A 24,757-nucleotide genomic window follows, 5' to 3' on the forward strand; every position below is an offset into this window, starting at 1 on the left:
GTTTCCTTGTCAGAGTTCGGCGGGCGAGGCGTCGCCCCACTTTTAGTCTTTGTAAAAAGAGAAATGGTGTTGTGCGTCGACGATCTGCTGGCGCGTCAGGGTAAAGACACCATCCCCGCCGTTGTCGAATTCCAGCCAGGTGAACGGCACATCAGGATACTGCTCGATCATGTGCACCATGCTGTTGCCCACTTCGCAGACCAGAACGCCCTGCTCGCTGAGGTAGTCAGGCGCGCAGGCCAGAATGCGGCGCACCAGCTTCAGGCCGTCGCTGCCGGCCGCCAGACCAAGCTCCGGCTCGTGGCGATATTCGTTCGGCAGATCGTCCATATCTTCCGCATCCACATAAGGCGGATTGGTGACGATCAGATCATATTTCAGCGGCGGCAGTTCACGGAACAGGTCGGCGCGGATTGGCGTAACCTGATGGATAAGGCCATGCTCTTCGATGTTCTGCTCGGCCACCGCCAGCGCACCGGTCGAGATATCAACCGCATCGACTTCCGCTTCCGGGAAGGCGTAGGCGCAGGCGATCGCGATACAGCCGCTGCCGGTACACATATCAAGAATATGACGCGGTGGTGTGCTGACCAGACCGGCAAAGCGGTTCTCTATCAGTTCGCCGATGGGTGAACGCGGCACCAGCACGCGCTCATCCACAAAAAATTCGTGGCCGCAGAACCAGGCTTTGTTGGTCAGATAGGCGACCGGGATGCGCTCGTTGACGCGACGGATCACGCGTTCAACGATTAAGAGACGTTCGCTGGCGGTCAGACGCGCATTGCGCATATCTTCAGGAATATCCAGCGGCAGCCAGAGTGACGGCAGGACCAGTTGAACGGCTTCGTCCCAGGGGTTATCTGTGCCATGCCCGTACCAGATTCCGGCAGCGGAAAAGCGGCTGACCGCCCAGCGCAGCATGTCCTGAATAGTGTGCAGTTCGTTCACTGCCTCATCGACGAAAATTTTGTCCACGTAGCCCTCCGCAGGCCTTTTGCTAAATCGGCCAGTAGTGTGCCATGAAGCCGGAGAGAATTCAGCGCAGCGAGGTGAAAAAGCTGACAATTAATCATACTTAACGGTAAGGTATCGGCTCTGCTGTGTGACAGCCTTTTCTGATATGACTGACCTGCCATGAGTAAAAAAACGCCCTTAAGCCCGGATGATCAGGCGCTGTTTCGCCAGTTAATGACTGGCACGCGTCAGTTAAAACAGGACACTTTTGTCCATAAAGCGCCAGTAAAAACGCGCCAGGTGCCGATAAAACGTCTGCTTTCAGAGCAGGCGGACAACAGCCACTACTTCTCGGATGAGTTTCAGCCGCTGCTGTCGACCGAAGGCGCAACCCGCTATGTGCGCGCCGACGTCAGCCACTTTGAGCTGAAAAAACTGCGTCGCGGCGACTACACGCCGGAAATTTTCCTCGACCTGCACGGCCTGACACAGCAGCAGGCCAAGCAGGAGCTGGGCGCTCTGATCGCCGCCTGCCGCCGTGAACATCTGTTCTGCGCCAGCGTTATGACCGGTCATGGAAAACATATTCTGAAGCAGCAGACGCCGCTCTGGCTGGCCCAGCATCCGTGGGTGATGGCTTTTCATCAGGCACCGAAACTGTTCGGCGGCGACGCCGCGCTGCTGGTGCTGATTGAAATTGAGGAGTGGCAACCGCCCGTGTTGCCTTAAGAAGAGGGCCGGTGTTAGCGGCCCGGCGGGATCAGATAGCTTTGGCCAGCTTTTTCGGACTGACCTGCCAGAGCAGTTTGCCGGCATGCTCTGCAGGGTCAAACTCTACGCAGGCGATCGCAGACGTGGCAAACATCGGCGGTGCTTCCTGCGGGCAGAGCTCAGAGACTAAATAGCCAACCAGCGGCAGGTGTGAGATCACCAGAGCCGATTTCACGCCTTCGTTCGCCAGCATCTGCAGATAGCAGCCGACGCGTTCGGGATCGCCACCCGGCGTTAACTCCGGCAGCACATCCTGATTTTCAGGCAGGGAGAAGGCTTCACGCACGGTAGCGAGCGTCTGCTGCGCGCGTAAATAGGGACTCACCAGGACACGCTCAATTTCCGGCGTCTGGCTGTTCAGCCAGTGAGCCATCTGACGGGATTCATCGCAGCCACATAAGGTTAAAGGCCTGACAGAATCACTGGCTGCTTCCAGAGCCGCATCGCCGTGACGCATGATAAAAACTTGCATAAAGCACCGCTGTTGTTTGTCGATATCGCCCGGCGCGTCGCGCCAGACTCTTCACTCTGCGAGTGAACGCTGTGTTTTACCCTAATGACTTCAGTATAGTCAACCGGTTGTTTATTAAATAAGCACTTCTCAGAATCATGCTGCGCCGCACACTCTGGCGGCGCATTTCTAACCCGCTGAATTGGGTTGGTTATTCCACTTTCAGCAGAAATGTAAAATTTCGTCTATTTTCTGGCCGCCTGAATCAGCGCGTCACAGGGGGTAAACCGGTCGCCATAACGCTGCGTAAGCCGGGTTAATCGGTTAACAACTTCTGCCGCCCCCAGCCGGTCGATGTAGTGGAACGGACCGCCCAGGAAAGGCGGAAAACCGATGCCAAACACCGCGCCAATATCCCCATCGCGGGCACAGCGAATCACCTGTTCATCAAGACAGCGAGCCGCCTCATTGAGCATCATCATCAGGCAGCGTTCCGCAATCTCCGCTTCGCTCTGACGGGCCTGCGGCGTCACCTTCAGCAGCGCATAGAGCGAAGCATCAGGTTTTTTACGCTGCCAGCGAGGCTGGTCATAGCGATAGAAGCCTTTGCGGTTTTTACGGCCTTTGCGCCCATCCTTCAGCACCGCATCAAACGCGGCGGGCGCGGCAAAGCGTTCACCGTAAGCCTGCTCCAGAATCGGGCTGATTTTACTGCCAACGTCGATACCGACCTCATCCAGCAACTGCAGCGGCCCTACCGGGAACCCGGCCTTCACCAGCGCGCGATCGATATGGTCGATCGGCTCCCCTTCCAGCAGACAACGCATCGCCTCATTGATGTAGGGCGTCAGGATACGGTTAACATAAAAGCCAGGCTTGTCCGCCACCACAACAGGCGTTTTGCCCTGGCTGCGCGCCAGTGCCACCGTGGTCACCAGCGTCGCGGTGGAGGTATTGAGATGGGGGATCACCTCCACCAGCGGCATCTTCTCTACCGGACTGAAGTAGTGCAGCCCGATCACATTCTCCGGGCGCTGCGCACCTGCGGCGATCTCCGCAATCGGCAGCGAGGAGGTGTTGGAGGCAAACAGCGTATGGGGCTGGCAGTGTGCTTCCACTTCGCGAACCATCTGCTGCTTCAGCGCCAGATCCTCAAAGACGGCTTCGATCACCACATCGCGCCGGGCAAAGCCCTGATAATCGATGCCGCCGGTAATGCGGGCCATCTGCTGCTGACGCTGTGCCGGGGTAATCTGACGTCGCCTGACCTTTTTGCTCAGCAGCTCCCAGCTGCTTTTCAGCGCGTGGTTAACCCCTTCCAGGCTGATATCTTTGATGCGCACCGGCAAGCCGGCGTGGATGGCGGTGACGCTGGCGATACCGCCGCCCATCAGACCGCCGCCAAGCACCGCAACATGTCTGACGCTGGCGGGTTCCGCCTCTCCGCCCCGCTCCTTTTTCATGGCGGTCGTGGCGAAGAAAATCCCGCGCAGTGCGACTGATTCGGGCGTCATCGCCAGTTCACCGAAGGCGCGCGCTTCCGCCTCGTGACCGGCCCGGCTGCCCTGCGCCAGCCCGGTGCGCACTACATCGATGATGCGCTGTGCCGCCGGATAGTTACCCTGGGTTTTCGCGGCCGTCTGGCGGGCCGCCAGCGTGAACAGCGCCTGACGACCGGCTGGACCCTGCAGCAGACGGTCACGCAGCGGCAGCGCTCGTCCGCTGACCTTGCCTTTCTTTACCCTGGCGATGGCGGTTTCCAGCAGAATCGACCGGGGCACGGCGTCGTCAACGATCCCCAGCCTGCGCGCCTGCTTCGCCCGCACGCTTTTGCCGGTCAGGATCAGCGGCAGCGCCTGCCGGACGCCGATCAACCGCGGCAATCGCTGGGTACCGCCTGACCCCGGCAGCAGGCCGAGCTGTACTTCCGGCAGCCCGAGCCGGGTTTTATCATCCAGCGAGCAGATGCGCGCATCGCACGCCAGCGCCAGTTCCAGGCCGCCACCGAGACAGGCGCCGTGAATCGCCGCGACCACCGGAAACGGCAGCGCATCCAGGGCGGCCATCACCTCCTGGCCCTGCTTTGCCAGCGCTTCGGCTTCCTGCGCACTCTGGCAGCGGTCGATCATGCTGATGTCTGCGCCAGCGATAAAGTTGTCCGTTTTACCGGAGATTAGCACCAGCCCCGCCAGCTGCGGATCGCGCCGCGCCTCCGCAATAATGGCCGTGATCTCTGCGGCAAATTCCGCTTTCAGGGTGTTCATCTTCTCGCCGGGAACATCAATAGTAATGATGCCGACGTGATCGCCGCGCATCGTCAGATGAAACGCTTTCTGCTCCATTATTCGGCCTCCAGAACCATTGCCGCACCCAGACCACCCGCCGCGCAGGCCGTGACCAGTCCCAGCCCGCCGCCGCGCCGCCGGAGTTCGTTCAGCGTCTGCGTGATCATGCGCGCGCCCGTCGCGGCAAACGGATGACCATAGGCAATCGATCCGCCCAGCACGTTGAAGCGCTCTTCATTTACTTCGCCCAGCGCATGCGGACGATTCAGCACCTCCCGGGCAAAGCGCTCATCGCGGAACAGCTGCAGGTTACTCAGCGTCTGGGCTGCAAAAGCTTCATGCATATCAATCAGCGTCAGATCATCCAGCGTGACCCCGGCCCGATCCAGCGCCAGCGGCGAGGCATACGCAGGCCCCAGCAACATATCCTGTTGGACATCAATTGCCGTAAAGGCGTAGCTGCGCAGATAGCCCAGCGGGCTGAGGCCCAGCTCCCGGGCGCGGCCTTCGCGCATCAGAATCACCGCGGCCGCACCATCGGTCAGCGGCGTGCTGTTGGCGGCGGTGACGCTGCCGTGCTGACGGTCAAACGCCGGACGCAGCCGGGCGTAGTCTTCAGCTTTCGCGTCCATGCGCACATTGTTGTCCTGATCGATGGCGCTTTTCCACGGCGGCACAAAGGCTGCCATCACCTCCTGCTGCAGAACGCCGGATTGCCAGGCTCGGGCGGCACGCTGATGAGAACGCAGCGCCAGCGCATCCTGGGCTTGCCGCGTAATGCCGTGACTTTTCGCCATCTGCTCTGCCGTGTCGCCCATCCGCAGCCCGGTGGAGTACTCCGCCACGGCGGGCGGCACCGGCAGCAGATCGCGCGGGCGCAGACGGCGCAGGATCTGCAGTTTTTGTCCGACGCTGCGGGCTTTGTTGAGATCCACCAGCGCACGCGCCAGGGTTTTGCTGGCGCCAATCGGCAGCACGGACGAGGAGTCCGCGCCACCGGCGATGCCCGCCGAGATGGTGCCCGCCATCAGGCTCTCCGCCACGCTGGCAACCGCCTGAAAACTGGTGGCGCAGGCGCGACTGACGCTGTAAGCGTCGGTCTGCACGCCGAGCCCGCTGCTCAGGACAATCTCGCGCGCAATGTTTGGCGCTTCCGGCATCTGCACCACCTGACCAAAGACCAGCTGTTCGATAACCTCCGGCGGCAGCTCACTGCGCGCCATTAATTCGCTGACCACCATTCGCCCCAGCTCAATGGCGGGGATGCCATGAAAGCCGGTCGCCTGGCGCAGAAAAGGGGTGCGTAACCCGTGGGTTATTGCGATGCGTTCACCATCGCGCGTCAGCAGCGGCTGCGCTTTGCTCATTGTTCTCACCTGTGGCTGGGACTGTGGCATCATTGCCTGAAGAGGTCTGACCTGATCAGTGTTAACCACAAGCGGGTGAGCCGCCAATACCGGAAAGGAAAAAGTGCGAAGAGAAACACGAAAATGAAAAACGCCGCAGTGACGCGGCGTCGGGGGATTTAGCGCAAACCGAGCTGGAAAATCAGGGTTTCTGCCTGGCAGCTGAACGTGAAATCGATGTCGAGCTGCACGCCCTGATTCACGTCGCTGAAGCGGGCTGCAATGACACAGGGTTCCGACTCTACCTCGCGGGCGCGCCGGGTCAGCTGCGCTAATTTAGCGTCCGCTTCCGCGCGGCTGGCAAACCACTCAGACCAGCTGGCGGTGCAATCGGTGTTATCCATCACCGTACCCACATCGACACAACAGCAGGCGGCGGTTTCATTCGCACTGCATTTTTTAATGGCATCAGTCATTTCATTCTCCTGACCCGCAATCGGGTGGTTGAGCGATTTTATGGCCGAAATTTTACCTGCTTGCCTGAGGATGTGCCACGCGCCTGGCGCTAAGTGACGAATATCACAATAAAAATTGATCCAGAACAAACTGGAATCGGTATGCTGTGCAGAATCAGGTCAGTTTTGTTATGCAGATCGACTTTTAAACGATCAAACCTGAAATATTTTAAAAACAATATTGCAACTTGCACACAGGTCGGACCTATACTCTCCGCACTGGTCTGATATGTGCGCTTTACGTCAGTCCCTACAATCCGCCGTCCTTTGTTACGCGACGTTATAGCGTTAAATAATAATTCACATGAGGTTGTGGTCATGAACCATAAAAACCTGTTTGCAAAGTCAGCCGTGGCGGCTGCAGTGGCGCTTGTCTCTTCACACGTTTACGCAGCTGGGTTTCAGTTAAATGAGTTCTCTTCGATTGGTTTAGGTCGCGCATATTCAGGCGAAGGGGCAATGGGTGATACGGCAGCCTCCGCCAGCCGTAACCCGGCAACCATGGCGTTAATGGATCGCCCCGAGTTTTCTATCGGTGCGGTGTATATTGCGCCGGACGTCAATATCAGTGGTCGCAGTCCCAGCGGACGCAGCCTGGATGCGAATAATATTGCCCCGAATCAGTGGGTGCCGAATATTCATTACGTTCAGCCTATTAACGATCAGTGGTGGATCGGGGCGTCAGCCACCTCTAACTACGGCTTAGCAACAGAGTTTAATAATGGTTACACCGCAGGCGGCTATGGCGGCAAGACCGACCTGGTCACCGGCAACTTCAATCTGAGCACCGCCTACCGGTTAAATGAACATTTCAGCGTAGGCGTCGGTTTTGATGCGGTCTATGCGAAAGCTAAAATTGAACGTTATGCGGGTGAATCCGGCGCGAGACTGGGCGTACCGGCAGACACGCAGGTGGCCCATCTGAAAGGCGACGAGTGGGGCTACGGCTGGAACGCCGGTGTCCTGTATGAAGTGGATGAGAATAACCGCTTCGGCTTTACCTACCGTTCAGAAGTCAAAGTCGATTTCGATGGCGATTATAAGAGCAGCCTCTCATCGCGCCTGAATGCGGTGAACAATCCGACCGTGACCGGCATCCCTTATGGCACCAGCGGCACCACCGTTCCGGGTGCGTTGACCCTGAATCTGCCTGAGATGTGGGAAGTGTCGGGCTGGCATAAAGTGGCGCCGCAGTGGGCGGTGCACTACAGCATGGCGTACACCAGCTGGAGTCAGTTCCAGGAGCTGAAAGCGACCGGATCGAATGGCCAGACGCTGTTCTATAAAGATGAGAGCTTCCACGATGCCTACCGCATCGCGCTGGGCACCACCTACTCCTACGACAAAAACTGGACTTTCCGCACCGGTATCGCGTTTGACGACAGTCCGGTGCCCGCCGACAAGCGTTCCATCTCCATTCCCGACCAGGATCGCCTGTGGCTGAGCGCCGGGACCTCCTATGCCTTTAACGATGATGCCTCGGTGGATGTAGGCATCTCTTACATGCATGGACAAAAAGTGACGGTGAAAGAAGGCCCCTATACCTTTACCTCTGAAGGTAAGGCGTGGCTCTACGGCGCAAACTTTAACTATAAGTTCTGACAGACGGCATGAAAAAAAGGGCGACCCGGATGAGTCGCCCTTTTTTTATGGCTGCGGATCGCATACCGGATCCGCAGCCTGCTCGCCTGCAACTACGGCGCGTCGATATCCTTCAGGTCATCCTGAATCGCCGCCGCGTTAGGATTATCTTCCGGCTTCAGCTTACCGCCGCGCGCCAGGAAGTCGTGACGCTGGAAGTAGGCGTTGCGGATAAAGGCATAAGGGTCGCGCTGCTGTTTCAGGATGCCATCGGAATCCAGCAGCTGCGCACGGGACTCAATCCCTTCAAGCGTCCACTTACCGATCGACATCGGCCAGGTGAGCCAGCCGAGGATCGGATAGAGCGTATCCACGTAGTCGCCGCCATCCTGACGGACCGTGAAGCTGCCGTACGCAGGCAGTTCGACGTAGGGGCCATAGCCGACGCCATAGTGGCCGAGCGTGGTCCCGAAACGGTGCGGCTCTTCACGCGCCAGCGCCGGGTTCGCTTTACCGGCAACGTCGATGAAACCGCCCAGGCCCAGCACGCTGTTCAGGAAGAAACGGGTAAAGTGAATGCCCGCATCGCGTCCATCCCCTACCAGAATGGCGTTGACCATGCTGGCTGGCTCCTCAAGGTTGCCCAGGAAGTTGCTCAGGCCGGTACGCGCCGGGACCGGCACATAGTCACGCCAGGCCACCGCTACCGGACGCAGCAGATAGGGGTCCAGCACGTTGTAGTTAAAGTTAAACATCGTGCGGTTAAAGCCTTCGAACGGATCGCTGCGTTCAGCAGGATCGCTATTCGCCGGCTTTGAACTGGCACAACCCACCAGAAGGACGCTGGCAACAGCCAGGCTGGTCAGGCGAAAATTCATTCCAATCTCCCTGTGCGGATGAAAAAGGTCTACCCATCGTTCAGGTTACGGCCGGGTATCGAAGCGGCTTACCCGATGAGCATAGCTGACTTTGTGCCAGAGGCAGCAGGCAATGGCACCTGTGGTTATTAATGTTGTCGCAGAGCCTCATCAGGGGGTCTGCTGGCTAATCTCTACCGCTATCGGCTGCTGCCCGTCCCAGGGCGTTACCGCGCTCTGGCCCTGCCAGTCGCCCGGCTGAGGAGTGGCGCTGCCGTCGCGGGAGATCCGCACCCGGACCGCCACCTGATGCTGCGCCGAAAGCAGACGATCCGGCATCATGGCGTTGCTGTCATCCAGCGTCAGCGCCAGCGGGAAGTGGCTGAGCGGCAGGCGTTTAACCGCCACCGGCACCGGTGACACCCCGTCAGAAACCGAAATATACAACACTCCGTCCTGCGGTAACATTTTTTCTGCCTGCGGCGTCAGCGTCACCTTAAGCGCCAGCTGACGCCCCTGCTGTCCGGCCGCACTCCGGGCCTTTTCGATACTGCGGGCGATCATCGCATGGCGCGCATCGCCCGCTGGCAGCAGCCCCTGCAGCGTCTGCCAGGCGTCGATAGCCTGATCGTACTGCTGCTGCCCGTAGGCGTTAAACGCCAGCAGGCTCAGCGTGCGCAGATTCTGCGGATCCGCTTTGCGCAGCGATTGCAGCAGCAGGGTCGCCTGACGGTTATCCTGCGGATCGGAAGATCGCGTCAGTACCTCTGCATAATCCTGCTTCAGCGCCAGATCGTTGGGAGCGAGCTGCAATGCGCGCTCAAAGGCCTGGCTGGCGATCTCCGCATTGTTGAGCACCATGCCGAGCCGTCCCAGCATCGTCCAGTCGGCCAGATTATCCGGTTCCTGCTGCAGTGCGGTACGCAATCCGAGCTGCAGACGCGCCAGCTCCTCCATGCTCAGCGGTTTCGCGCCAGGGTCCATCAGGCGAGCCCGCAGTTCAGGATACGCCTGCCGGACCTGCATCCAGCCGGAGAATTGTGCCAGGCCGCCGGTTTTCAGATAAGTGCCCAGCGAGACCACAACCAGCACGACAACGCCCGGCAGCAGAATCCAGCGGTGGCTGCGGTGTGAGGCCTGGGCTTCTGCTGGCGGAATATCTGCCAGCAGCGTCTGCTGCAGCTCACGCTCCATCAGCGGTCGCTCAGCAACGACGCCCTGCGCCTCATCCTGTGCCAGCTCTTCAACCCGCTGATGGTAGAAACGCTGGTTAAGACGGTCGCGATCGCCCGGGCTGGCCTCACGCTGCCGCCAGCCTGCGGCCAGAAACAGCGTACAGGCCGCCAGCAGTAATAGAAAAAGGGTGATCCAGAATGCACTCATGACGGCTTCCTGTCAGATTTCAGTAGCGCATCAAGACGCTGTTGTTCATCTTCACTCAGCTCACTGCGGGTTTTGCGCTGACGGCTGCGCACGATAATCACCGCGCCGCCCAGCAGCACAAACAGCGCAGGCCCTACCCACAGAATCAGCGTTGCAGGGGTGACCGGCGGCGAATAGCTGACGAAATTGCCGTAACGCGCCACCATATAGTCGATGATCTGCTGGCGGCTCTGGCCCTGCTTCATCAGCTGATAGACCTTCAGGCGCATATCGGCAGCAATCATCGCATTGGAATCGGCGATGCTGTTGTTCTGGCACTTCGGGCAGCGCAGCGAGGCGGTCAGATCGCGGTACTGCTCCTCCTGCGCGACCGAGTCAAACTGCAACGTGTCGATGGCGGCCCAGAGTGAGAAGCTGAACAGCAGGCCGCAGATCACTATCAGCGCTCTCATGATCCCGCCTCCGCGCTGTATTTCACCCACAGCGGTTTCACTTCCTGCTCCCAGACGCGCGGATTGAGATCGCCCGCGTGGCGATAACGGATAATGCCTTTGCCGTCGATCAGGAAGGTCTCCGGCGCGCCATAGACGCCAAGATCCAGCCCCAGCATGCCGTTGCCATCATAGAGACTCAGCGCATAGGGATTCCCCAGCGTGTTCAGCCAGTTCACCGCTTTCTGACGATCGTCTTTGTAATTCAGTCCCACCACCCGAATCCCCTGCTCCGCCAGGCTGTTCAGGTAGTGATGTTCGGCGCGGCAGGTCGGGCACCAGGTTGCCCAGACGTTCAGCAGGATCGGTTTACCCTCCGTCAGCACGCGCTGATCGTAGGTCTGGCCCGGCTGATCCAGTGCTTCCAGCCGGAACAGCGGCACTGGCTTGCCAATCAGGGCAGATTCGAGACGGGTCGGATCGTCGCCCTCTGCGTTGCGTGTCAGCTGCCACAGCAGCGCCGCCGCCAGCAGCAGAAACAGCATCAGGGGAATAAACAGAATTTTTTTGTTCACGTCCGCTCCTCACGTTCGGCTTTTTTGCGCGAACGGTAACGGGGATCAAACAGGCAGAACAGGCCGCCCAGCGCCATCAGCACGCCACCGGCCCAGATCCAGCGCACAAAGGGTTTGTAGTAGATGCGCACGGCCCAGCCGCCGTCATCCAGCTCTTCACCCAGCGCCGCATAGAGATCGCGGCTGAAGCCGCCATCAATCGCTGCTTCGGTCATCATGGTGCGGGCAGCCGTATAAAAGCGCTTTTCTGCCTGCAGTGTCGCTTCCGGTTTGCCGTCGCGGGTGACTTCGATGATCCCCATGCCGCCGCTGTAGTTAGGCCCCTGCAGATTCTGCACGCCGCGGAAAACAAAGTGATAGTGATGGATATCAATGCTGTCGCCCGCCTTCATGCGGACATCGCGCTCCACGCTGTATTGCGTGCTGAACGCGATGCCGATAACCGTGACGCCCACGCCCAGATGCCCCAGCACCATTCCCCAGTGGCTGCGCGACAGGTGCCGTAAACCGGCAAAGAAGCGATGGCGATGCGTGGCGCGCTCGTGCAGTTCGAGCAGCGTCAGGATGATAATCCAGAGGGACATCAGCAGACCCACCACGCTCATCGCCGCGATGCGATCCTGCAGCCACCACGGAATGATGATGGAACAGGCCAGGGTGACGACCAGCGCCAGCGCCAGGCGCTTAGCCAGTTTCTGCGGCTCACCACGCCGCCAGCGCACCAGCGGGCCGATCCCCATCAGCAGCGCAAAGGGTGCCATCAGCCAGCTGAACAGGGTGTTGAAGAACGGCTCGCCGACCGAAATGCTGCCCAGGCCCAGCTGTTTGTGCACCAGCGGCAGCAGCGTGCCGAGCAGCACTACCAGCATCGCGGCAATCAGCAGCACGTTGTTCCCCAGCAGAAACGATTCGCGCGACCAGGTCTCATTCTGCACCCGGCCACGCACCTGACCGCCTTTAATGGCGTAGAGCAGCAGCGAACTGCCGATCACAATCACCAGAAACGCGAGGATAAACATCCCGCGCGCCGGATCGGAGGCAAAAGAGTGCACCGACACCAGCACACCGGAGCGCACCAGGAAGGTGCCCAGCAGGCTGAGTGAAAACGCGGTGATAGCCAGCAGCACGGTCCAGGCCTTGAAGGTGCCGCGCTTTTCGGTAACCGCCAGCGAATGTATCAGGGCCGTTCCCGCCAGCCACGGCATAAAGGAGGCGTTCTCTACCGGGTCCCAGAACCACCAGCCTCCCCAGCCCAGCTCGTAATAGGCCCAGGCAGAGCCGAGCACAATCCCGATGGTCAGAAAGACCCAGGCTGCCGTTGTCCAGGGACGCGACCAGCGCGCCCAGGCGGTGTCCAGCCGTCCGGCCATCAGCGAGGCGATGGCAAAAGCGAACGCCACGGAAAAGCCGACGTAGCCCATGTAAAGCAGCGGCGGATGGAAGATCAGGCCGATATCCTGCAGCATCGGATTCAGGTCATGCCCGTCGATCGGGAAGTCCGGCAGCGTGCGGGCAAAGGGATTGGAGGTCAGCAGGATAAACAGCAGGAAGCCGAGGTTGATCATCCCCATCACCGCCAGCACCCGCGCCAGCGCATCCTGCGGCATCCCGCGACTGAAGATCGCCACCGCCAGTGTCCAGGTGCTGAGCAGCAGCACCCACAGCAGCAGCGACCCCTCATGTGCGCCCCAGGTGGCGGCGATACGGTAGTAGACCGGCAGCAGGCTGTTCGAGTTGGTGACAACGTAGGCAACGGTAAAATCGTTGCTGACAAAGGCCCAGACCAGCAGGGCAAACGCCGCCGCGATGCAGACAAACAGGCCACCGGCCAGCGGTCGCGCCATCGCCATCAGGCGGGCGTCCTGACGCACGGCCCCCCACAGCGGATAGCTGCTCAGCAGCAGCGCGAGGCCCAGCGCCAGACAGAACAGAAAGGTTCCAATTTCTGGCATCATGATGATTTACTTCCTGCCAGGTAAGGCGACTGCGGGTCACCCGGATGACTCTTCATCGCGTTTTCGATCTCCGGCGGCGTATATTTTTCATCATGTTTCGCCAGCACCTCTTTGGCGACAACCCGGTTACCCGCCGTGAGAACGCCCTGCGCCACCACGCCCTGCCCTTCCCGGAACAGATCCGGCAGGATGCCCTCGAAAGTGACACTGACCACGCCGCGGGCATCGTAGAGTTTGAAGGAGACGGCCAGCGTTTTCGGATCGCGCCGGACGCTGCCCGGCATCACCATGCCGCCCACGCGCAGTCGCTGGCCCGCTTCGGGCTTCTCGTGTGACTCGCCTTTGCCGTAGAGGATTTCACCCGGCGTATAGAAGAGATCGATGTTTGAGCGCAGCGCATACATCACCAGCGCGGTCGCCAGGCTAAGGCCGAGCAGAATCGCCACCGCCGCATAGAGGCGGTTGCGTCGACGGGTATTCACAATCTCTCTCCTGCCGCTTCAGCTGCGGCTTTTTTAGTTTTTGCTGCCCGGATACGACGTTCACGCGCCTCGCGCTGGCGGATCTCAGCCAGCAGGCGGCGGCGCAGCAGCAGCGTGTGCAGCGTCAGACCGATCAGCGGAAGCAGCGTGAAGGCCACCGCCAGCCAGACGTAGAAGGCGTAGCCCCCCATCGCAAAGAAGGCGTGCAAGGAGGAAAAGGCTGGCGTCATCCCTGCTCTCCCCGTGTTGCAACCGTCAGGGCCCAGGGGCGGTGACGTTCCGTTAACAGAATCAGGTTGCGCAGCCGCATCAGGGTCAGCGTCACAAACAGCAGCAGATAACCGATGATGGCCCAGCGCAGCGGCGTGCGCATCACCGGCGCAATCGCCTGCTGGAGAATGCCCGACGATCCCTGATGCAGGGTATTCCACCACTGCACCGAGAAGTGAATGATGGGCAGATTCACCACGCCGACCAGAATCAGAACGCCCGCGGCCCGGCCTGCGGTGCGGCGATCGTCAAACGCGTGATAGAGCGCAATCACGCCCATATAGAGAAACAGCAGCACCAGCTCCGAAGTCAGGCGTGCATCCCAGATCCACCAGGTGCCCCACATCGGCTTGCCCCAGGCGGCCCCGGTGACCAGCGCAATAAAGGTAAAGATCGCGCCCACTGGTGCCATCGCGGCAGAGACCAGATCGGCCATTTTCAGCTGCCACACCAGGCCGATGAAAGCGGCGATGGCCATAGAGGCGTAGATGCCCATCGACCACATCGCGGCGGGCACATGAATGTACATGATGCGAAAACTGTCGCCCTGCTGATAGTCAGCGGGTGCAAATCCAAATCCCCAGACCCAGCCCAGCAGCAACGCCGCCAGCCCTGAAATGGCGAACCAGGGCACCAGTCGCCCTGACAACTGATAGAGCCGTTCGGGCCTGCCCAGCTGATGTAACGCTTTCCACATATCAAGTGCTCACATTAACGATAAAAAAGGGTTGCCGCGTCTTTTACGCGCGTTACTCCCACACCGGTTATTGCAAAGTAATGCGTAACGCCGCCGCCGTGGCAAACGGCGAGAGCGTGGCGCTGCCCAGCAGCATCGCGCCGAGAATCGCCAGATAACCGCCGACCGGCAATCCCTGACTGGCCGCCTCCATCGCCGCGCTGGCGAAGATCAGAACCGGAATCGCCAGCGGCAGTAACAGCAGGCTGAGCAGCACACCGCCGCGCCGTAAACCTACGGTCAGTCCCACGCCAATCGCCCCGAGGAAACTGAGGGTCGGTGTGCCCAGCAGCAGCGTTAACGCCATCGCCCACCAGCCGTTTATATCCAGCGACAGCAGCAGTGCGGCCAGCGGTGACAGGACAATCAGCGGCACGCCGGTCACCAGCCAGTGCGCCATCACTTTACCGATGACGATGACCGGCAGCGGCGTTGGCAGCAGCGCCAGTTGCTCCAGCGAACCATCGCTGAAGTCGTCACGAAACAGCCGCTCCAGCGCCAGCAGCGACGCCAGCAGGGCGGCAACCCAGGCCACCCCCGGGGCGATGCGCGCCAGCTGCTGCGGATCGGGTCCAATGCCCAGCGGGAATAACGTAATCACGATCAGGAAAAACCAGAGCGGATTAATTACATCCGCCCCGCCACGAAAGGCGATGCGCAGTTCACGCTGGATCAGGCGAAACAGCATCAGTCAGCCTCCTCATCGCCGAGACGGATTTTGCGCACCCGTGCCGCCTCCGCAGGCAGATCCTGATGGGTGGTCAGGATCACAGCGCCCCCGTTATCGGCATGGCGGGCAAATTGTGCCATTAATTTTTCAACACCCGCTTTGTCGATGGCGGTGAGTGGCTCGTCGAGGATCCAGATGCGCGCCGGGCTGAGCCAGAGTCGCGCCAGCGCCACGCGGCGCTGCTGCCCCGCGGATAAACGGCTGACCGGCACCTCTTCCTCCCCCGTAAGATCCACCGCCTCCAGCGCCGCAAAGATCTGTGCGTCACTGCGGTCGGGATGATAAAAGCGCAGATTTTCCAGTGGCGTGAGCACGCCTTTGATGCCCGGATGATGACCCAGGTAGAGCATCGCCTGATGCCAGGTTTCACGCTGCCGCTGAATCGGCTGCTGCTGCCAGCGTATTTCACCCTCCTCCGGACGGCTCAGGCCCGCCAGCAGGCGCAGCAGCGACGTCTTGCCCGCCCCGTTGGGCCCTTCAATCTGCACAATGTCACCTGCGGAAACGCGAAATGAGAGCCGACGGAACAGCGAACGTTCGTCATAAGCACAAGTGAGCGTAATGATTTCCAACATCGAGGGGGGAGTCACACCAGCTAAAAAGTGGCCGGGATATTACCACAATGTTGCTGCGGGCCGAAGTGTGAGCTACCGCTCAGTTTTGCTCTCAGCGGCTTATTCGTGCGGTATTGCCTGGCATCTGAATAAAAATGCAGTTCTGAAAAAGGTTGTTACGCTTATTCGCATCAGCCGTAACATTATCGGCAAATAAAAAAGGGCTACGCTTATTACGCAGCAGCACTATCACCAGGAGAAAATATGAAGCCTTCATCAGGTAATGAACAGGGTCCTAATGACGTAGACAGTGAAGAGAAGGAACAGGGCACTGATATTGAAGTCGATGAGGAGGCGCTGCCCTCCCGTGCAGCGGCAATCCATGAAGAGATCCGCCAGGATGGGGAAAAAGAGCTGGAGCGCGACGGCATGGCGCTGCTCTGGTCTGCGATTGCGGCGGGCCTCTCTATGAGTGCGTCACTGATGGCGAAAGGTATATTCCAGGTCCACCTTGATGGCGTTCCGGGTGCGTTCCTGCTGGAGAACCTCGGCTATACCTTTGGTTTTGTCATCGTCATCATGGCCCGGCAGCAGCTCTTTACCGAAAACACCGTGACCGCCGTGTTGCCGGTGATGCATAAGCCCACCTGGGGTAATGGCGGGCTGCTGTTACGGCTGTGGGGGATTGTGCTGCTGGGTAACCTGATTGGCACAGCGCTGGGTGCGCTGGCCTTTAATGAGATGCCGATATTCGACGAGGCGACCCGTCAGGCATTTACGGAGATCAGTAAGAAGGTGATGGAGAACACGCCTGGCGAGATGTTTGCCAATGCGGTGATCTCCGGCTGGATTATCGCCACTATGGTCTGGATGTTCCCCTCTGCGGGCGGGGCCAAGCTGCTGGTGATTGTGATGATGACCTGGCTGGTTGCGCTGGGCGATCTGGCGCATATCGTCGTAGGATCGGTAGAAGTGCTCTATCTGGTGTTCAGTGGCAGCATAAGCTGGCATGAGTTCCTCTGGCCGTTTGCCCTGCCGACCCTGCTCGGCAACATTACCGGCGGCACGCTGATTTTTGCCCTGATCAGTCATGCGCAGATCCGCAATGACATGAGTGAAGCTGCCGTGGCTAAAGCGAAGGCGGAGAAGCGTAAGCAGGAGAAGCGCCGTCAGCGCGAAGAGCAGGAAAACGCAGAGTAACGCTCTGGCAGACAGCGCCACTTTAGCGGACCGGTCTGCTTTCTGCGTTGAGATAGTGCAGCAGTTGAGCGTTTGCGCCGCCAGCGGGAACTTAACGGGTGCAGCAACGCCTGCACCCGCCCTGGCCGCACGCGCCACTGTTCTGCCGGTTACCACCGCCTCTGCAACTGAGCATCATCCCGCGCCAGAATGTAACGGTTTCCGCCACGTGGTGCCCTGTTATGCTCAGGCAAATTACCCGATTGCTGGCGGAATGAGCAAACGCACACCGATGTAGTGAATCTCCCGGCCTGTTTGCGCTATACTGCGCGCCGCGGTCCTCTTAGTTAAATGGATATAACGAGCCCCTCCTAAGGGCTAGTTGCAGGTTCGATTCCTGCAGGGGACAATTTTCTTTCATTTCATCACGTTTCATAACATCACAAAATCCCCGATAAACCCTTTAAAATCAATGAATGAAGCCTCGAATAGGTTTCAGTTCATTTCATGACATTGCATGCTTCTGATGGTATTGTTGATGGTATTCACGGTTCGATAAGCCGATACCATCAACCAATAGCTAAGATCACTCCTCATGGCACTTAATGAGCTATCCCCCAAAAAAGTTGAAAACGCCAAACCCAAAGAGACAGACTACAAGCTGACCGACGGTGGCAGCCTGTATCTTTTAGTCAAAAAGAACGGGACTAAAGCATGGCGAATGAACTACAGATACAACGGCAAGCAAGCTACGTTAGCGCTGGGCGTCTTCCCTGACGTTTCGCTAGCACTAGCACGTAAACGCAGAGATGAAGCCAGACAACTATTAGCTGAGGGGGTTGACCCAAGGGTTACTAAAAGGATAGCTCCGACAGAACCAACATCATCGACATTCCAAACTATCGCTTTAGAGTGGCACAAAGGCGCTATTGGTCATCCTGAGTGGAAAGAAATTACGAGCATAAAGATACTCAGAGAAATGGAAAATCATATTTTTCCGTTTATTGGAACTAAACCTATAAATTCACTAAAAACAAGCGATCTTCTAAAGTTGCTGGTAAGAATGAGTGAGCAAGGCATTGGATCCACAACAGGAAGAGTGAAAACTACTCTTGCAAGTGTTTTTCGATACGCTATTCAGCTTGGGATTGTTGAATACAATCCTACGCACGATCTCAAAGGGGCAATTACCAACCCCAAAACCAAACATCGCCCTGCGCTTCCGTTAGAAAGATTATGTGAGTTAATTTCAAAAATTGAAGAGTACACAGGAAGACCATTAACCAAACTAGCGGTCTTATTGTCCCTTCACACCTTTGTTCGATCCAGCGAACTTAGGCACGCAAGATGGGCAGAAATTAATCTCGAGACTGCTATGTGGATTATCCCTGCTAAGAGGGAAAAAATTGATGGAGTAAAGCACTCAGAACGCGGTGCTAAAATGGGCAGCATCCATTATGTTCCTCTATCTAATGAAGCAATAAATATTTTAAAAAATATAAAAGAAATTAGTGGGAAATATGAGCTTATTTTCCCCGGAGATAGCAATCCTTATAAACCCATGAGTGAAAACACAGTTAATAAGTCACTACGCAACATGGGGTACGACACACAGGTAGATATTTGTCTTCATGGATTCAGAGCTATGGCATGCTCAGCTCTTACTGAGTCTGGACTGTGGTCAAGAGATGCAGTTGAACGTCAAATGAGTCATATAGAAAGAAACGAAGTCCGTGCAGCTTACACTCACCTGGCACAGCACATGCATGAACGGCGCAAAATGATGCAGTGGTGGTCTAATTATATTTCAAGAAACTCTGAAGGTTTTATTTCTCCGCATGAGATGTAATTCCATAATTATCAAAATTTAGAGGAATAATTATGAGTAATAGAAACAGCAAAAATGTGTGGTCAGCCAACGAAATCGCTCCCCTTGAATTTTGCTCACTCTCACGAGCAATAAGACTATTAAAATGCGAAATAGAAGATTTACTTCATTGGCATGATGTAGGTTCAATAACTTTGTGCCTGAGACTATCCGAAAAAAAAGGAAAATTAATCACCGAAATACACAATAAGAAAGGTGATGCTTTCAAGCTATATAATGAGAATGTTATGACTCTAAATGAACTCGCCAGAGTTCAAAAACTTTGGTCTCACCACTCAAAATTGTTTAGTATAAAAAAAGAAAATATGGAGAGGCTTGAACCCAAAGTTGTAGTTAAAAATCATATTACAAAATATGAAATACCAGCATTTGCATCGGGCATCTGGTCAATAACCTCTAGGAACTTACTGGATTTATTAAATAACAATGAAAAACATTATGAATCGATAACTGCGATAGTCTCACCATCCAGTCAAATAATGTCATGCTTATTTCATCCAGACAATCAAGAATGCATGGACGTATCAATTTCAAATATATTCATAACTAAAAAATACATCGAAAAAATTCATTCGCACGCCATTAGCGGAAATGAAATGCCATTAGTTGATGGCGCTAGAAATTTCGATGACGATAATAAAAATGAAAAAACAATCATATCCCCTCATAAAGAGAAACTTTCTGAATTCATTAAATTTTTAATAAAAACAAATCCAACCATCAGTAAAAATATTTTAAGCACTACTGCAAACAACAGGCATAAGCTTTTTAGAGAATATATAGAAAACTTAAAGAGGAAAGGTATTGAAGTTGACTATGACATACCTTCATCACCAACATTAGAAAGATACTTGAAGCTCTAAATTTTTAACAACAAGTTCAAAATTTCGAAGAAACTCCGTTTTTTTTATAGTTTAATCCGCTGTGTTGATTTCATAGTTAACTTAACACAGCAGGTAAATTCATGAAGAACAATTCCTACCCCCTTGAAGGCCATGCTCGCCCCAAAGCAACAGCTGATTTCCTCAGGATAAGTACTGTCACATTGTGGAGATGGCAGAAAAATAAAAGCGACTTTCCAAAATCCACCCGCTTATCCGAAAGGGTATCAATCTTTAAAGCTGAGGAAATTCGTGAATGGGTAGACTTGAGAGCTAAGAGCAATGATGAAAATCATAGTTAGAAAACAGGCGAAATTATGCCTGTTTTCTGAATATCAAACTTTTGGTGTTATGCCGCGATCTTGCAGCTCTTTACGAAGAATTCTTTTTATCCATGACGCTAAAGCTGCATCACCATCTTTGCGCATTTCATTCTCTAATTGCTCTCTAAACTCATCGGTAAGCCGCATCTGGAAAGGCGGTGATCTTTTCTCTTTTTGTGTTGACATGGTAATTACCAATACCTATATTAACCTACATGGTAATTACCATTGTACTGGCACTTACCATAAAAGACAATGCCCGAGCATGCTGGAACATAACTCGGGCACCTAACCACTCGTTAGATGAGATAACGAAAATGGCTAAACAAAAGTCTACCTGGATCTTCGCGGCAATCAACCGTTCTCAGTTGTCCTGCCGCCCCGCCATGCTGCGTATTAGTGCCATTGACGAGCGCAGCGCCCGCAGCCGGATGGCGACTGATTACATCCTGCTCTTTGCGGGCCGCCTGCCCTGCCGCGGAGGCTGCCATGCGTGAATATCCTCAGAGCGGCGAACGCTGGCAGCATTCACAGGGCTGGACGGTGACGGTACTGCGCTTTACAGATGCGCCTGCGTCAGTCGCATCCGCTAACCCTGAGTTCAGTCACGAGGTGCTGTATCGCTACGACAGCGACGGTCAGGTGACCTCCTCCCCGCTGGCGTGGTTTGAGGAAAACTACACCCGGCTTGCCGGTGCACCGCATCGCCTCACCGCCCCGACCGGAGGCAGCGGCGGGTTCAGCCCGTTTAATCTGCATCCCACGGTGAAGTACGAGCGCTGGCGGGAGCGGGCTGCACAGCAGCCTGCGGAGCCTGACGACGGCCACTACTCAAAATTCCTCTGACATACAGCCAGCTTTAACGGAGTAAATCATGACAGTTTCAATCGGGCACAACGGTGCTCAGGGCATCCCCTTGCCTGAAAACGGTACTTTTGCCGCCTTTACCTACGGCCTGCCGGAAGACGCTTTTGAAAAGCTGACCCGTGCAAAGGAAGCCTGCGACCTCCTCCAGCTCCTGTTTTCCGAGCATTCCTGTCCGGGTTCATTCAGCGCGCACAGCGTGCCCGGCCTGGCCGCACTGATGGATTACCTGCGCGCCGACCTGACAGACGTCACGCGCTGCTGCGCACTGATTGAGGAGATCCGCGCATGAAGAAGCCACAGGTATCCGTTTTTCCGGCGGAACTGACCACGGCACTGTACCGCCGCGCCATTGCTTCCGCATGGCGGGCCAGGCATCTGGCCGACACCGGCAGCGAAATGCGCGGCCCGCACCGCATGACGGTGGAGCGTATCGAGATGGCTATCGCCCTGCATGTTGAGAGCGCGATGGTTAACGAGTATGGCGAAGCACACGGCGCTGCGGCGGCGCTGGCCCTGCTTACCGACATGGTGGAGCCGACGCTCCTGACCGCGCCGCCCGCTCTGACGGCGCGCGGGTGTGAGGTGATGGAAGGGCTTTACGCCACGCTTCCGGCGGCTTTTGAATCGTTCTGCGACACCGGCGCGTCGCTGTACCGGCATTAAGGAGGCGTTATGACAGTACAGTCAGTATCACACATCACTGCCGCCGCGCGTGGCCGCTGGCCGGTCATTCTTCAGGTGCTGGGCGTGAACGTGCCCGACGGCGGCAGGCACGGCCCCTGCCCTAAGTGTGAAGGCAAAGACCGTTTCCGCATGGATGACCTTGAGGGCCGGGGTACGTGGATTTGCAGCCACTGCGGCCACGGTGACGGCCTTGACCTGGTAAAGCTGGTGACGGGCAAAGGGGGAAAGCAGGCTGCGCAGGCGGTGGCAGAGGTGCTGGACGGGCGTGACGTGCAGGCCCTGCCGGTTAAGCCTGCCAGAGAAAAAGCCCCGAAGCGCGACATGGCCGCCACCGTCAGTGCGCTGGTGAAGGGCAGCCACAGTGGTGAAAGTGTTTACCTCGCAGGCAAAGGCTTTGCCGGTTATCCGGCCTGTCTGACCGGCAGCGCACAGCGCGTTGGCGGCACGGCCTTCCCTGCGGGTTCCCTGCTGCTGCCGCTGACCACATCAGACGGCGCGGTGACCGGCGCGCAGCTGATTGCTCCCACGGGTGAAAAGAGCCTGCTGCCCGGCAGCACCATGAAGGGTGCGTTTGTGGCGATCAACCCGCTGCCGCCTGAGCCGCCGGTGCAGGTGGCCATCACCGAGGGCTACGCCACGGCGCTCACGGTAAGCCAGCTGACCGCCGGGTGCGTGGTGGCCGCGATTTCGGCGGGCAACCTGCCGAACGTGGCGCAGGCGCTGCGGGCGCGCTGGCCGGAGGTGAAAATCATCATCGCCGGTGACAACGATTTTCAGGATGCGGGAGAGAATCCCGGCAGGGCGTTTGCGGAGAAGGCAGCAAAAGCCGTCAGTGGCTGGGTGAGCCTGCCGCCGGGCGAAATCAAAGCCGACTGGAACGACTTTCACCGGGAGCACGGCCTGACCCGCGCCCGCGAAGCCTTCCGTAACGGTCTGGTGCTGTGCGGTGAGGGCCGCACGCAGCTGCCGCAAGGGTTCCGGCTGACGCAGGAGTATCTCTGGTACGAAAAGCAGGTGCAGCGCAACGGCGAAACCGAAATCCAGAACGTCAAAATCTGCAATCCGCTGCGCGTCACGGCCATCACCTGCGACGCCGACGGCGGCAACTTTGGCCGCCTGCTGGAGTGGGAGGACACCTGGGGCGAGCGCCGCCGCTGGGCCATGCCGATGGAGATGCTGAGCGGCAGCGGCGAGGAGCTGCGACGGGTGCTGCTGGTCAACGGCCTGTCGTACATCAGCACCACCGGCGAGGCCCGCGCGCGCCTGATGGAATATATCTCGCTGTGCAAGCCGGAGCGCCGCGTGACCTGCGTGAGCCGCACCGGCTGGCACGGTCAGGTTTACGTCCTCCAGGACGAGGTGAGCGGCGACGGGGCCGATAGCGTGATACTCCAGACCACCTCCGTACAGGGGCGCGATTTCCGCGTGTCCGGCACCACGGAGGAGTGGCGCGAGCACGTTTCCCGCTTCTGCACCGGCAACTCCCGCGTGGCGTTTGCGGTCAGCCTCGCCTTTGCCGCCCCGCTGCTGCGGCTGGTCGGCATGGACGGCGGCGGCTACCACCTCAAGGGGGAATCCACGGACGGCAAGACCACCACCATGAAGGCGGCCACCTCCGTGTGCGGCGGGCCGGACTACTGGCAGACGTGGCGCGCCACCGGCAACGCGCTGGAGGGCTGCGCCAGCCGCCGCAACGACGCGGCCATGATGCTCGACGAAATCCGCGAGGTGGACGGGCGCGAAGCGGGCAACATCGCCTACATGCTGGCAAACGGTCAGGGCAAGGGCCGTGCCGGTACGGACGGCGAGCTGCGCACCCGCAAGCAGTGGCGGCTGCTGTTCTTCTCCACCGGCGAACTGTCGCTGACCGAGCACGCCGCGAAGGCGGGTGAGCGCACCTTTGCCGGAATGGAGGTGAGGATGATCCAGATACCCAGCGACTCAGGGAAGTTCGGCGTGTTTGAGGAGCTGCACGGCTTCGGTAGCGGCAAGGCGCTGGCCGAACATCTGGAATGGGCCACGGCCAGCTACTACGGTGCACCGTTCCGCGAGTGGCTGAAGGCGCTGACCGCCGACCTGAACGGGCTGACGGCCCAGGCTAAAACGCTGCTGAAGGAGTACACCGCCGCCCTGACCCCGTCTGACGCGGGCAATCAGGTGGGCCGCGCGGTCAACCGCTTTGCCCTGGTGGCAATGGCCGGTGAGCTGGCGACCCGGCTGGGTATTACCGGCTGGCAGGAAGGTGAGGCGCTGCGCGCAACCCGCGTATGCCTGAACGCCTGGCTGAAAGACCGCGGCCATACCGCCAACCAGGAAGACATTGCCGCACTTGAGCAGGTGCGCAGCTTCTTCACGGCCAACCAGTACAGCCGCTTTGCCGACTGGCACGACGAGCGCAACCGCCCCGGCAACATGGTGGGCTGGCGCAGGGTGGAAAAAGGCAATACCGCGCAGGGCACCGAGGCGGCCACGACGTTCTACGTCATGCCGTCCGGCTGGAAGGAAATCTGCAGGGGGTTTGACCCGCGCAAGGTGGCGCGCCTGTGCGCCGACCGTGGCTATCTCATGGCCTCCGCCGACGGCAAGCTTCAGACCAGCATCCGCCCGCCAGAGATGAACGTGCGCAGGCTCTACGTCTTCAACAGCGAGGTGCCGGGCTGACGTTAAGAGCTTTGCGTGAGTCTTATTTTTAAAGGGTAACAGGTGTAACAGGTGTAACAGCGGCATCCGGCAAGGGCTGAGCCTGTTACACCTTATAAATCGGTGAGGTGTAACGGGTGTAACAGTTCTCCTCTCCGCTGTTACACCCTGTTACCCGTCGTGTTACACCAGATATTTTATAAAAACCTTTTCAGATACAACGATGTAACACCTGTTACCCGTGTTACATCAGAAAAGGAAGGAGTCTGATATGCAGCGCCGTTTAAGCCTCTTTTTCTGGCAGGCCGGTAGTCAGGCACGGCGGTCATGCCAACCGGCGTTGTACCAGCCACCACACACAGCCCGCAGATAGATGCACTGTGCCAGCCACGGCACAATTGACTGACCGAAAATAACCC

At 57.8% G+C, this 24,757-nt stretch carries 28 protein-coding genes and 1 tRNA gene; 13 read left to right on the forward strand and 16 right to left on the reverse strand.

Going from position 1 to position 24,757, the window contains the following annotated elements:
* Positions 1-42 precede the first annotated feature (42 nt).
* Positions 43-975 carry a 50S ribosomal protein L3 N(5)-glutamine methyltransferase gene (prmB, locus tag ACNY69_RS06205; protein WP_111141412.1) on the reverse strand — a complete coding sequence of 311 codons (933 nt, stop codon included), beginning with the start codon at positions 973-975 and terminating at the stop codon, positions 43-45.
* Positions 976-1,134: 159 nt separating this feature from the next.
* Between prmB and smrB the strand changes: the two genes are divergently transcribed.
* Positions 1,135-1,683 (forward strand): endonuclease SmrB, encoded by a 549-nt coding sequence (gene smrB, locus ACNY69_RS06210; RefSeq protein WP_111141413.1) that lies wholly within the window; start codon positions 1,135-1,137, stop codon positions 1,681-1,683.
* A gap of 31 nt (positions 1,684-1,714) precedes the next feature.
* Here the strand turns inward: smrB and sixA are convergent, their stop codons facing one another.
* The 4 genes from sixA to ACNY69_RS06230 form a co-directional block, all read right to left on the reverse strand.
* Positions 1,715-2,197, reverse strand: a complete 483-nt coding sequence (gene sixA, locus ACNY69_RS06215) for a phosphohistidine phosphatase SixA (RefSeq protein WP_111141414.1) — start codon at positions 2,195-2,197, stop codon at positions 1,715-1,717.
* Between the two features lie 224 nt (positions 2,198-2,421).
* Positions 2,422-4,518: a fatty acid oxidation complex subunit alpha FadJ gene (gene fadJ, locus ACNY69_RS06220; RefSeq protein ID WP_111141415.1), complete on the reverse strand. Its 2,097-nt coding sequence runs from the start codon at positions 4,516-4,518 to the stop codon at positions 2,422-2,424.
* Positions 4,518-5,828: an acetyl-CoA C-acyltransferase FadI gene (gene fadI, locus ACNY69_RS06225; protein WP_418797608.1), complete on the reverse strand. Its 1,311-nt coding sequence runs from the start codon at positions 5,826-5,828 to the stop codon at positions 4,518-4,520. Before fadI ends, fadJ begins: the two co-directional genes overlap by 1 nt.
* Positions 5,829-5,986: 158 nt before the next feature.
* A complete protein-coding gene (locus ACNY69_RS06230) occupies positions 5,987-6,283 on the reverse strand; it encodes a YfcZ/YiiS family protein (protein WP_111141417.1) in 297 nt (98 codons plus the stop codon).
* Positions 6,284-6,640: 357 nt separating this feature from the next.
* Between ACNY69_RS06230 and fadL the strand changes: the two genes are divergently transcribed.
* Positions 6,641-7,924, forward strand: coding sequence for a long-chain fatty acid transporter FadL (gene fadL / locus ACNY69_RS06235; protein WP_111141418.1), 1,284 nt, complete (start codon positions 6,641-6,643; stop codon positions 7,922-7,924).
* A gap of 92 nt (positions 7,925-8,016) precedes the next feature.
* On the opposite strand, the gene mlaA is transcribed toward fadL, so the two are convergent.
* From mlaA to ccmA, 10 genes are all read right to left on the reverse strand, one after another.
* Positions 8,017-8,781, reverse strand: coding sequence for a phospholipid-binding lipoprotein MlaA (mlaA, locus tag ACNY69_RS06240; protein WP_111141419.1), 765 nt, complete (start codon positions 8,779-8,781; stop codon positions 8,017-8,019).
* A gap of 150 nt (positions 8,782-8,931) precedes the next feature.
* Positions 8,932-10,143, reverse strand: coding sequence for a c-type cytochrome biogenesis protein CcmI (gene ccmI / locus ACNY69_RS06245; protein WP_111141420.1), 1,212 nt, complete (start codon positions 10,141-10,143; stop codon positions 8,932-8,934).
* Positions 10,140-10,595, reverse strand: a complete 456-nt coding sequence (locus tag ACNY69_RS06250; RefSeq protein WP_199560032.1) for a cytochrome c-type biogenesis protein — start codon at positions 10,593-10,595, stop codon at positions 10,140-10,142. Before ACNY69_RS06250 ends, ccmI begins: the two co-directional genes overlap by 4 nt.
* Positions 10,592-11,149, reverse strand: coding sequence for a DsbE family thiol:disulfide interchange protein (locus tag ACNY69_RS06255; protein WP_111141421.1), 558 nt, complete (start codon positions 11,147-11,149; stop codon positions 10,592-10,594). Before ACNY69_RS06255 ends, ACNY69_RS06250 begins: the two co-directional genes overlap by 4 nt.
* Positions 11,146-13,104, reverse strand: coding sequence for a heme lyase CcmF/NrfE family subunit (locus ACNY69_RS06260; RefSeq protein ID WP_418797611.1), 1,959 nt, complete (start codon positions 13,102-13,104; stop codon positions 11,146-11,148). Before ACNY69_RS06260 ends, ACNY69_RS06255 begins: the two co-directional genes overlap by 4 nt.
* On the reverse strand, positions 13,101-13,586 hold the full coding sequence (ccmE, locus tag ACNY69_RS06265; RefSeq protein ID WP_111141974.1) for a cytochrome c maturation protein CcmE: 486 nt from the start codon (positions 13,584-13,586) through the stop codon (positions 13,101-13,103). Before ccmE ends, ACNY69_RS06260 begins: the two co-directional genes overlap by 4 nt.
* Positions 13,583-13,816 (reverse strand): heme exporter protein CcmD, encoded by a 234-nt coding sequence (ccmD, locus tag ACNY69_RS06270; protein WP_293772077.1) that lies wholly within the window; start codon positions 13,814-13,816, stop codon positions 13,583-13,585. The genes ccmE and ccmD overlap by 4 nt, the downstream gene beginning before the upstream one ends.
* Positions 13,813-14,553: a heme ABC transporter permease gene (locus tag ACNY69_RS06275; RefSeq protein ID WP_367395666.1), complete on the reverse strand. Its 741-nt coding sequence runs from the start codon at positions 14,551-14,553 to the stop codon at positions 13,813-13,815. Before ACNY69_RS06275 ends, ccmD begins: the two co-directional genes overlap by 4 nt.
* 67 nt (positions 14,554-14,620) lie before the next feature.
* Entirely contained in the window at positions 14,621-15,280 is a 660-nt protein-coding gene (gene ccmB, locus ACNY69_RS06280; RefSeq protein WP_367395667.1) for a heme exporter protein CcmB, read from the reverse strand.
* Positions 15,280-15,897 carry a cytochrome c biogenesis heme-transporting ATPase CcmA gene (gene ccmA, locus ACNY69_RS06285; RefSeq protein ID WP_111141970.1) on the reverse strand — a complete coding sequence of 206 codons (618 nt, stop codon included), beginning with the start codon at positions 15,895-15,897 and terminating at the stop codon, positions 15,280-15,282. The genes ccmB and ccmA overlap by 1 nt, the downstream gene beginning before the upstream one ends.
* Here ccmA and ACNY69_RS06290 point away from each other — a divergent pair.
* The 6 genes from ACNY69_RS06290 to ACNY69_RS06315 all read left to right on the forward strand — a co-directional run bounded on the left by ACNY69_RS06290 (position 15,884) and on the right by ACNY69_RS06315 (position 20,126).
* Entirely contained in the window at positions 15,884-16,093 is a 210-nt protein-coding gene (locus ACNY69_RS06290; RefSeq protein ID WP_199560047.1) for a hypothetical protein, read from the forward strand. The genes ccmA and ACNY69_RS06290 overlap by 14 nt on opposite strands.
* Positions 16,094-16,140: 47 nt before the next feature.
* On the forward strand, positions 16,141-17,076 hold the full coding sequence (locus ACNY69_RS06295; RefSeq protein WP_293772083.1) for a formate/nitrite transporter family protein: 936 nt from the start codon (positions 16,141-16,143) through the stop codon (positions 17,074-17,076).
* Between the two features lie 316 nt (positions 17,077-17,392).
* A tRNA-Arg gene (locus ACNY69_RS06300) sits at positions 17,393-17,464 on the forward strand.
* A 186-nt stretch (positions 17,465-17,650) separates the two neighbouring features.
* Positions 17,651-18,904 carry a tyrosine-type recombinase/integrase gene (locus ACNY69_RS06305; protein ID WP_418797615.1) on the forward strand — a complete coding sequence of 418 codons (1,254 nt, stop codon included), beginning with the start codon at positions 17,651-17,653 and terminating at the stop codon, positions 18,902-18,904.
* A gap of 32 nt (positions 18,905-18,936) precedes the next feature.
* Positions 18,937-19,806: a hypothetical protein gene (locus tag ACNY69_RS06310; protein WP_418797617.1), complete on the forward strand. Its 870-nt coding sequence runs from the start codon at positions 18,937-18,939 to the stop codon at positions 19,804-19,806.
* 101 nt (positions 19,807-19,907) lie between these two features.
* The gene (locus tag ACNY69_RS06315; RefSeq protein ID WP_418797619.1) at positions 19,908-20,126 is read left to right on the forward strand and encodes a helix-turn-helix transcriptional regulator; all 219 of its coding nucleotides are present in this window, start codon (positions 19,908-19,910) and stop codon (positions 20,124-20,126) included.
* Between the two features lie 33 nt (positions 20,127-20,159).
* On the opposite strand, the gene ACNY69_RS06320 is transcribed toward ACNY69_RS06315, so the two are convergent.
* Entirely contained in the window at positions 20,160-20,333 is a 174-nt protein-coding gene (locus tag ACNY69_RS06320; RefSeq protein WP_418797621.1) for a hypothetical protein, read from the reverse strand.
* Positions 20,334-20,464: 131 nt separating this feature from the next.
* Here ACNY69_RS06320 and ACNY69_RS06325 point away from each other — a divergent pair, with 131 nt between their 5' ends.
* From ACNY69_RS06325 to ACNY69_RS06345, 5 genes are read left to right on the forward strand one after another with little or no spacing between them, the layout of a single operon-like run.
* Positions 20,465-20,644 carry a host cell division inhibitor Icd-like protein gene (locus ACNY69_RS06325; RefSeq protein ID WP_418797623.1) on the forward strand — a complete coding sequence of 60 codons (180 nt, stop codon included), beginning with the start codon at positions 20,465-20,467 and terminating at the stop codon, positions 20,642-20,644.
* Entirely contained in the window at positions 20,637-20,993 is a 357-nt protein-coding gene (locus tag ACNY69_RS06330) for a hypothetical protein (protein ID WP_418797625.1), read from the forward strand. Before ACNY69_RS06325 ends, ACNY69_RS06330 begins: the two co-directional genes overlap by 8 nt.
* A gap of 28 nt (positions 20,994-21,021) precedes the next feature.
* Positions 21,022-21,303 (forward strand): hypothetical protein, encoded by a 282-nt coding sequence (locus ACNY69_RS06335; protein ID WP_418797627.1) that lies wholly within the window; start codon positions 21,022-21,024, stop codon positions 21,301-21,303.
* On the forward strand, positions 21,300-21,677 hold the full coding sequence (locus ACNY69_RS06340) for a DUF5375 family protein (RefSeq protein WP_418797629.1): 378 nt from the start codon (positions 21,300-21,302) through the stop codon (positions 21,675-21,677). The genes ACNY69_RS06335 and ACNY69_RS06340 overlap by 4 nt, the downstream gene beginning before the upstream one ends.
* A 9-nt stretch (positions 21,678-21,686) precedes the next feature.
* The gene (locus ACNY69_RS06345; RefSeq protein WP_418797631.1) at positions 21,687-24,359 is read left to right on the forward strand and encodes a DUF927 domain-containing protein; all 2,673 of its coding nucleotides are present in this window, start codon (positions 21,687-21,689) and stop codon (positions 24,357-24,359) included.
* Positions 24,360-24,757 lie beyond the last annotated feature (398 nt).

This window comes from Pantoea graminicola (assembly GCF_048452665.1).
GTDB lineage: Bacteria > Pseudomonadota > Gammaproteobacteria > Enterobacterales > Enterobacteriaceae > Pantoea.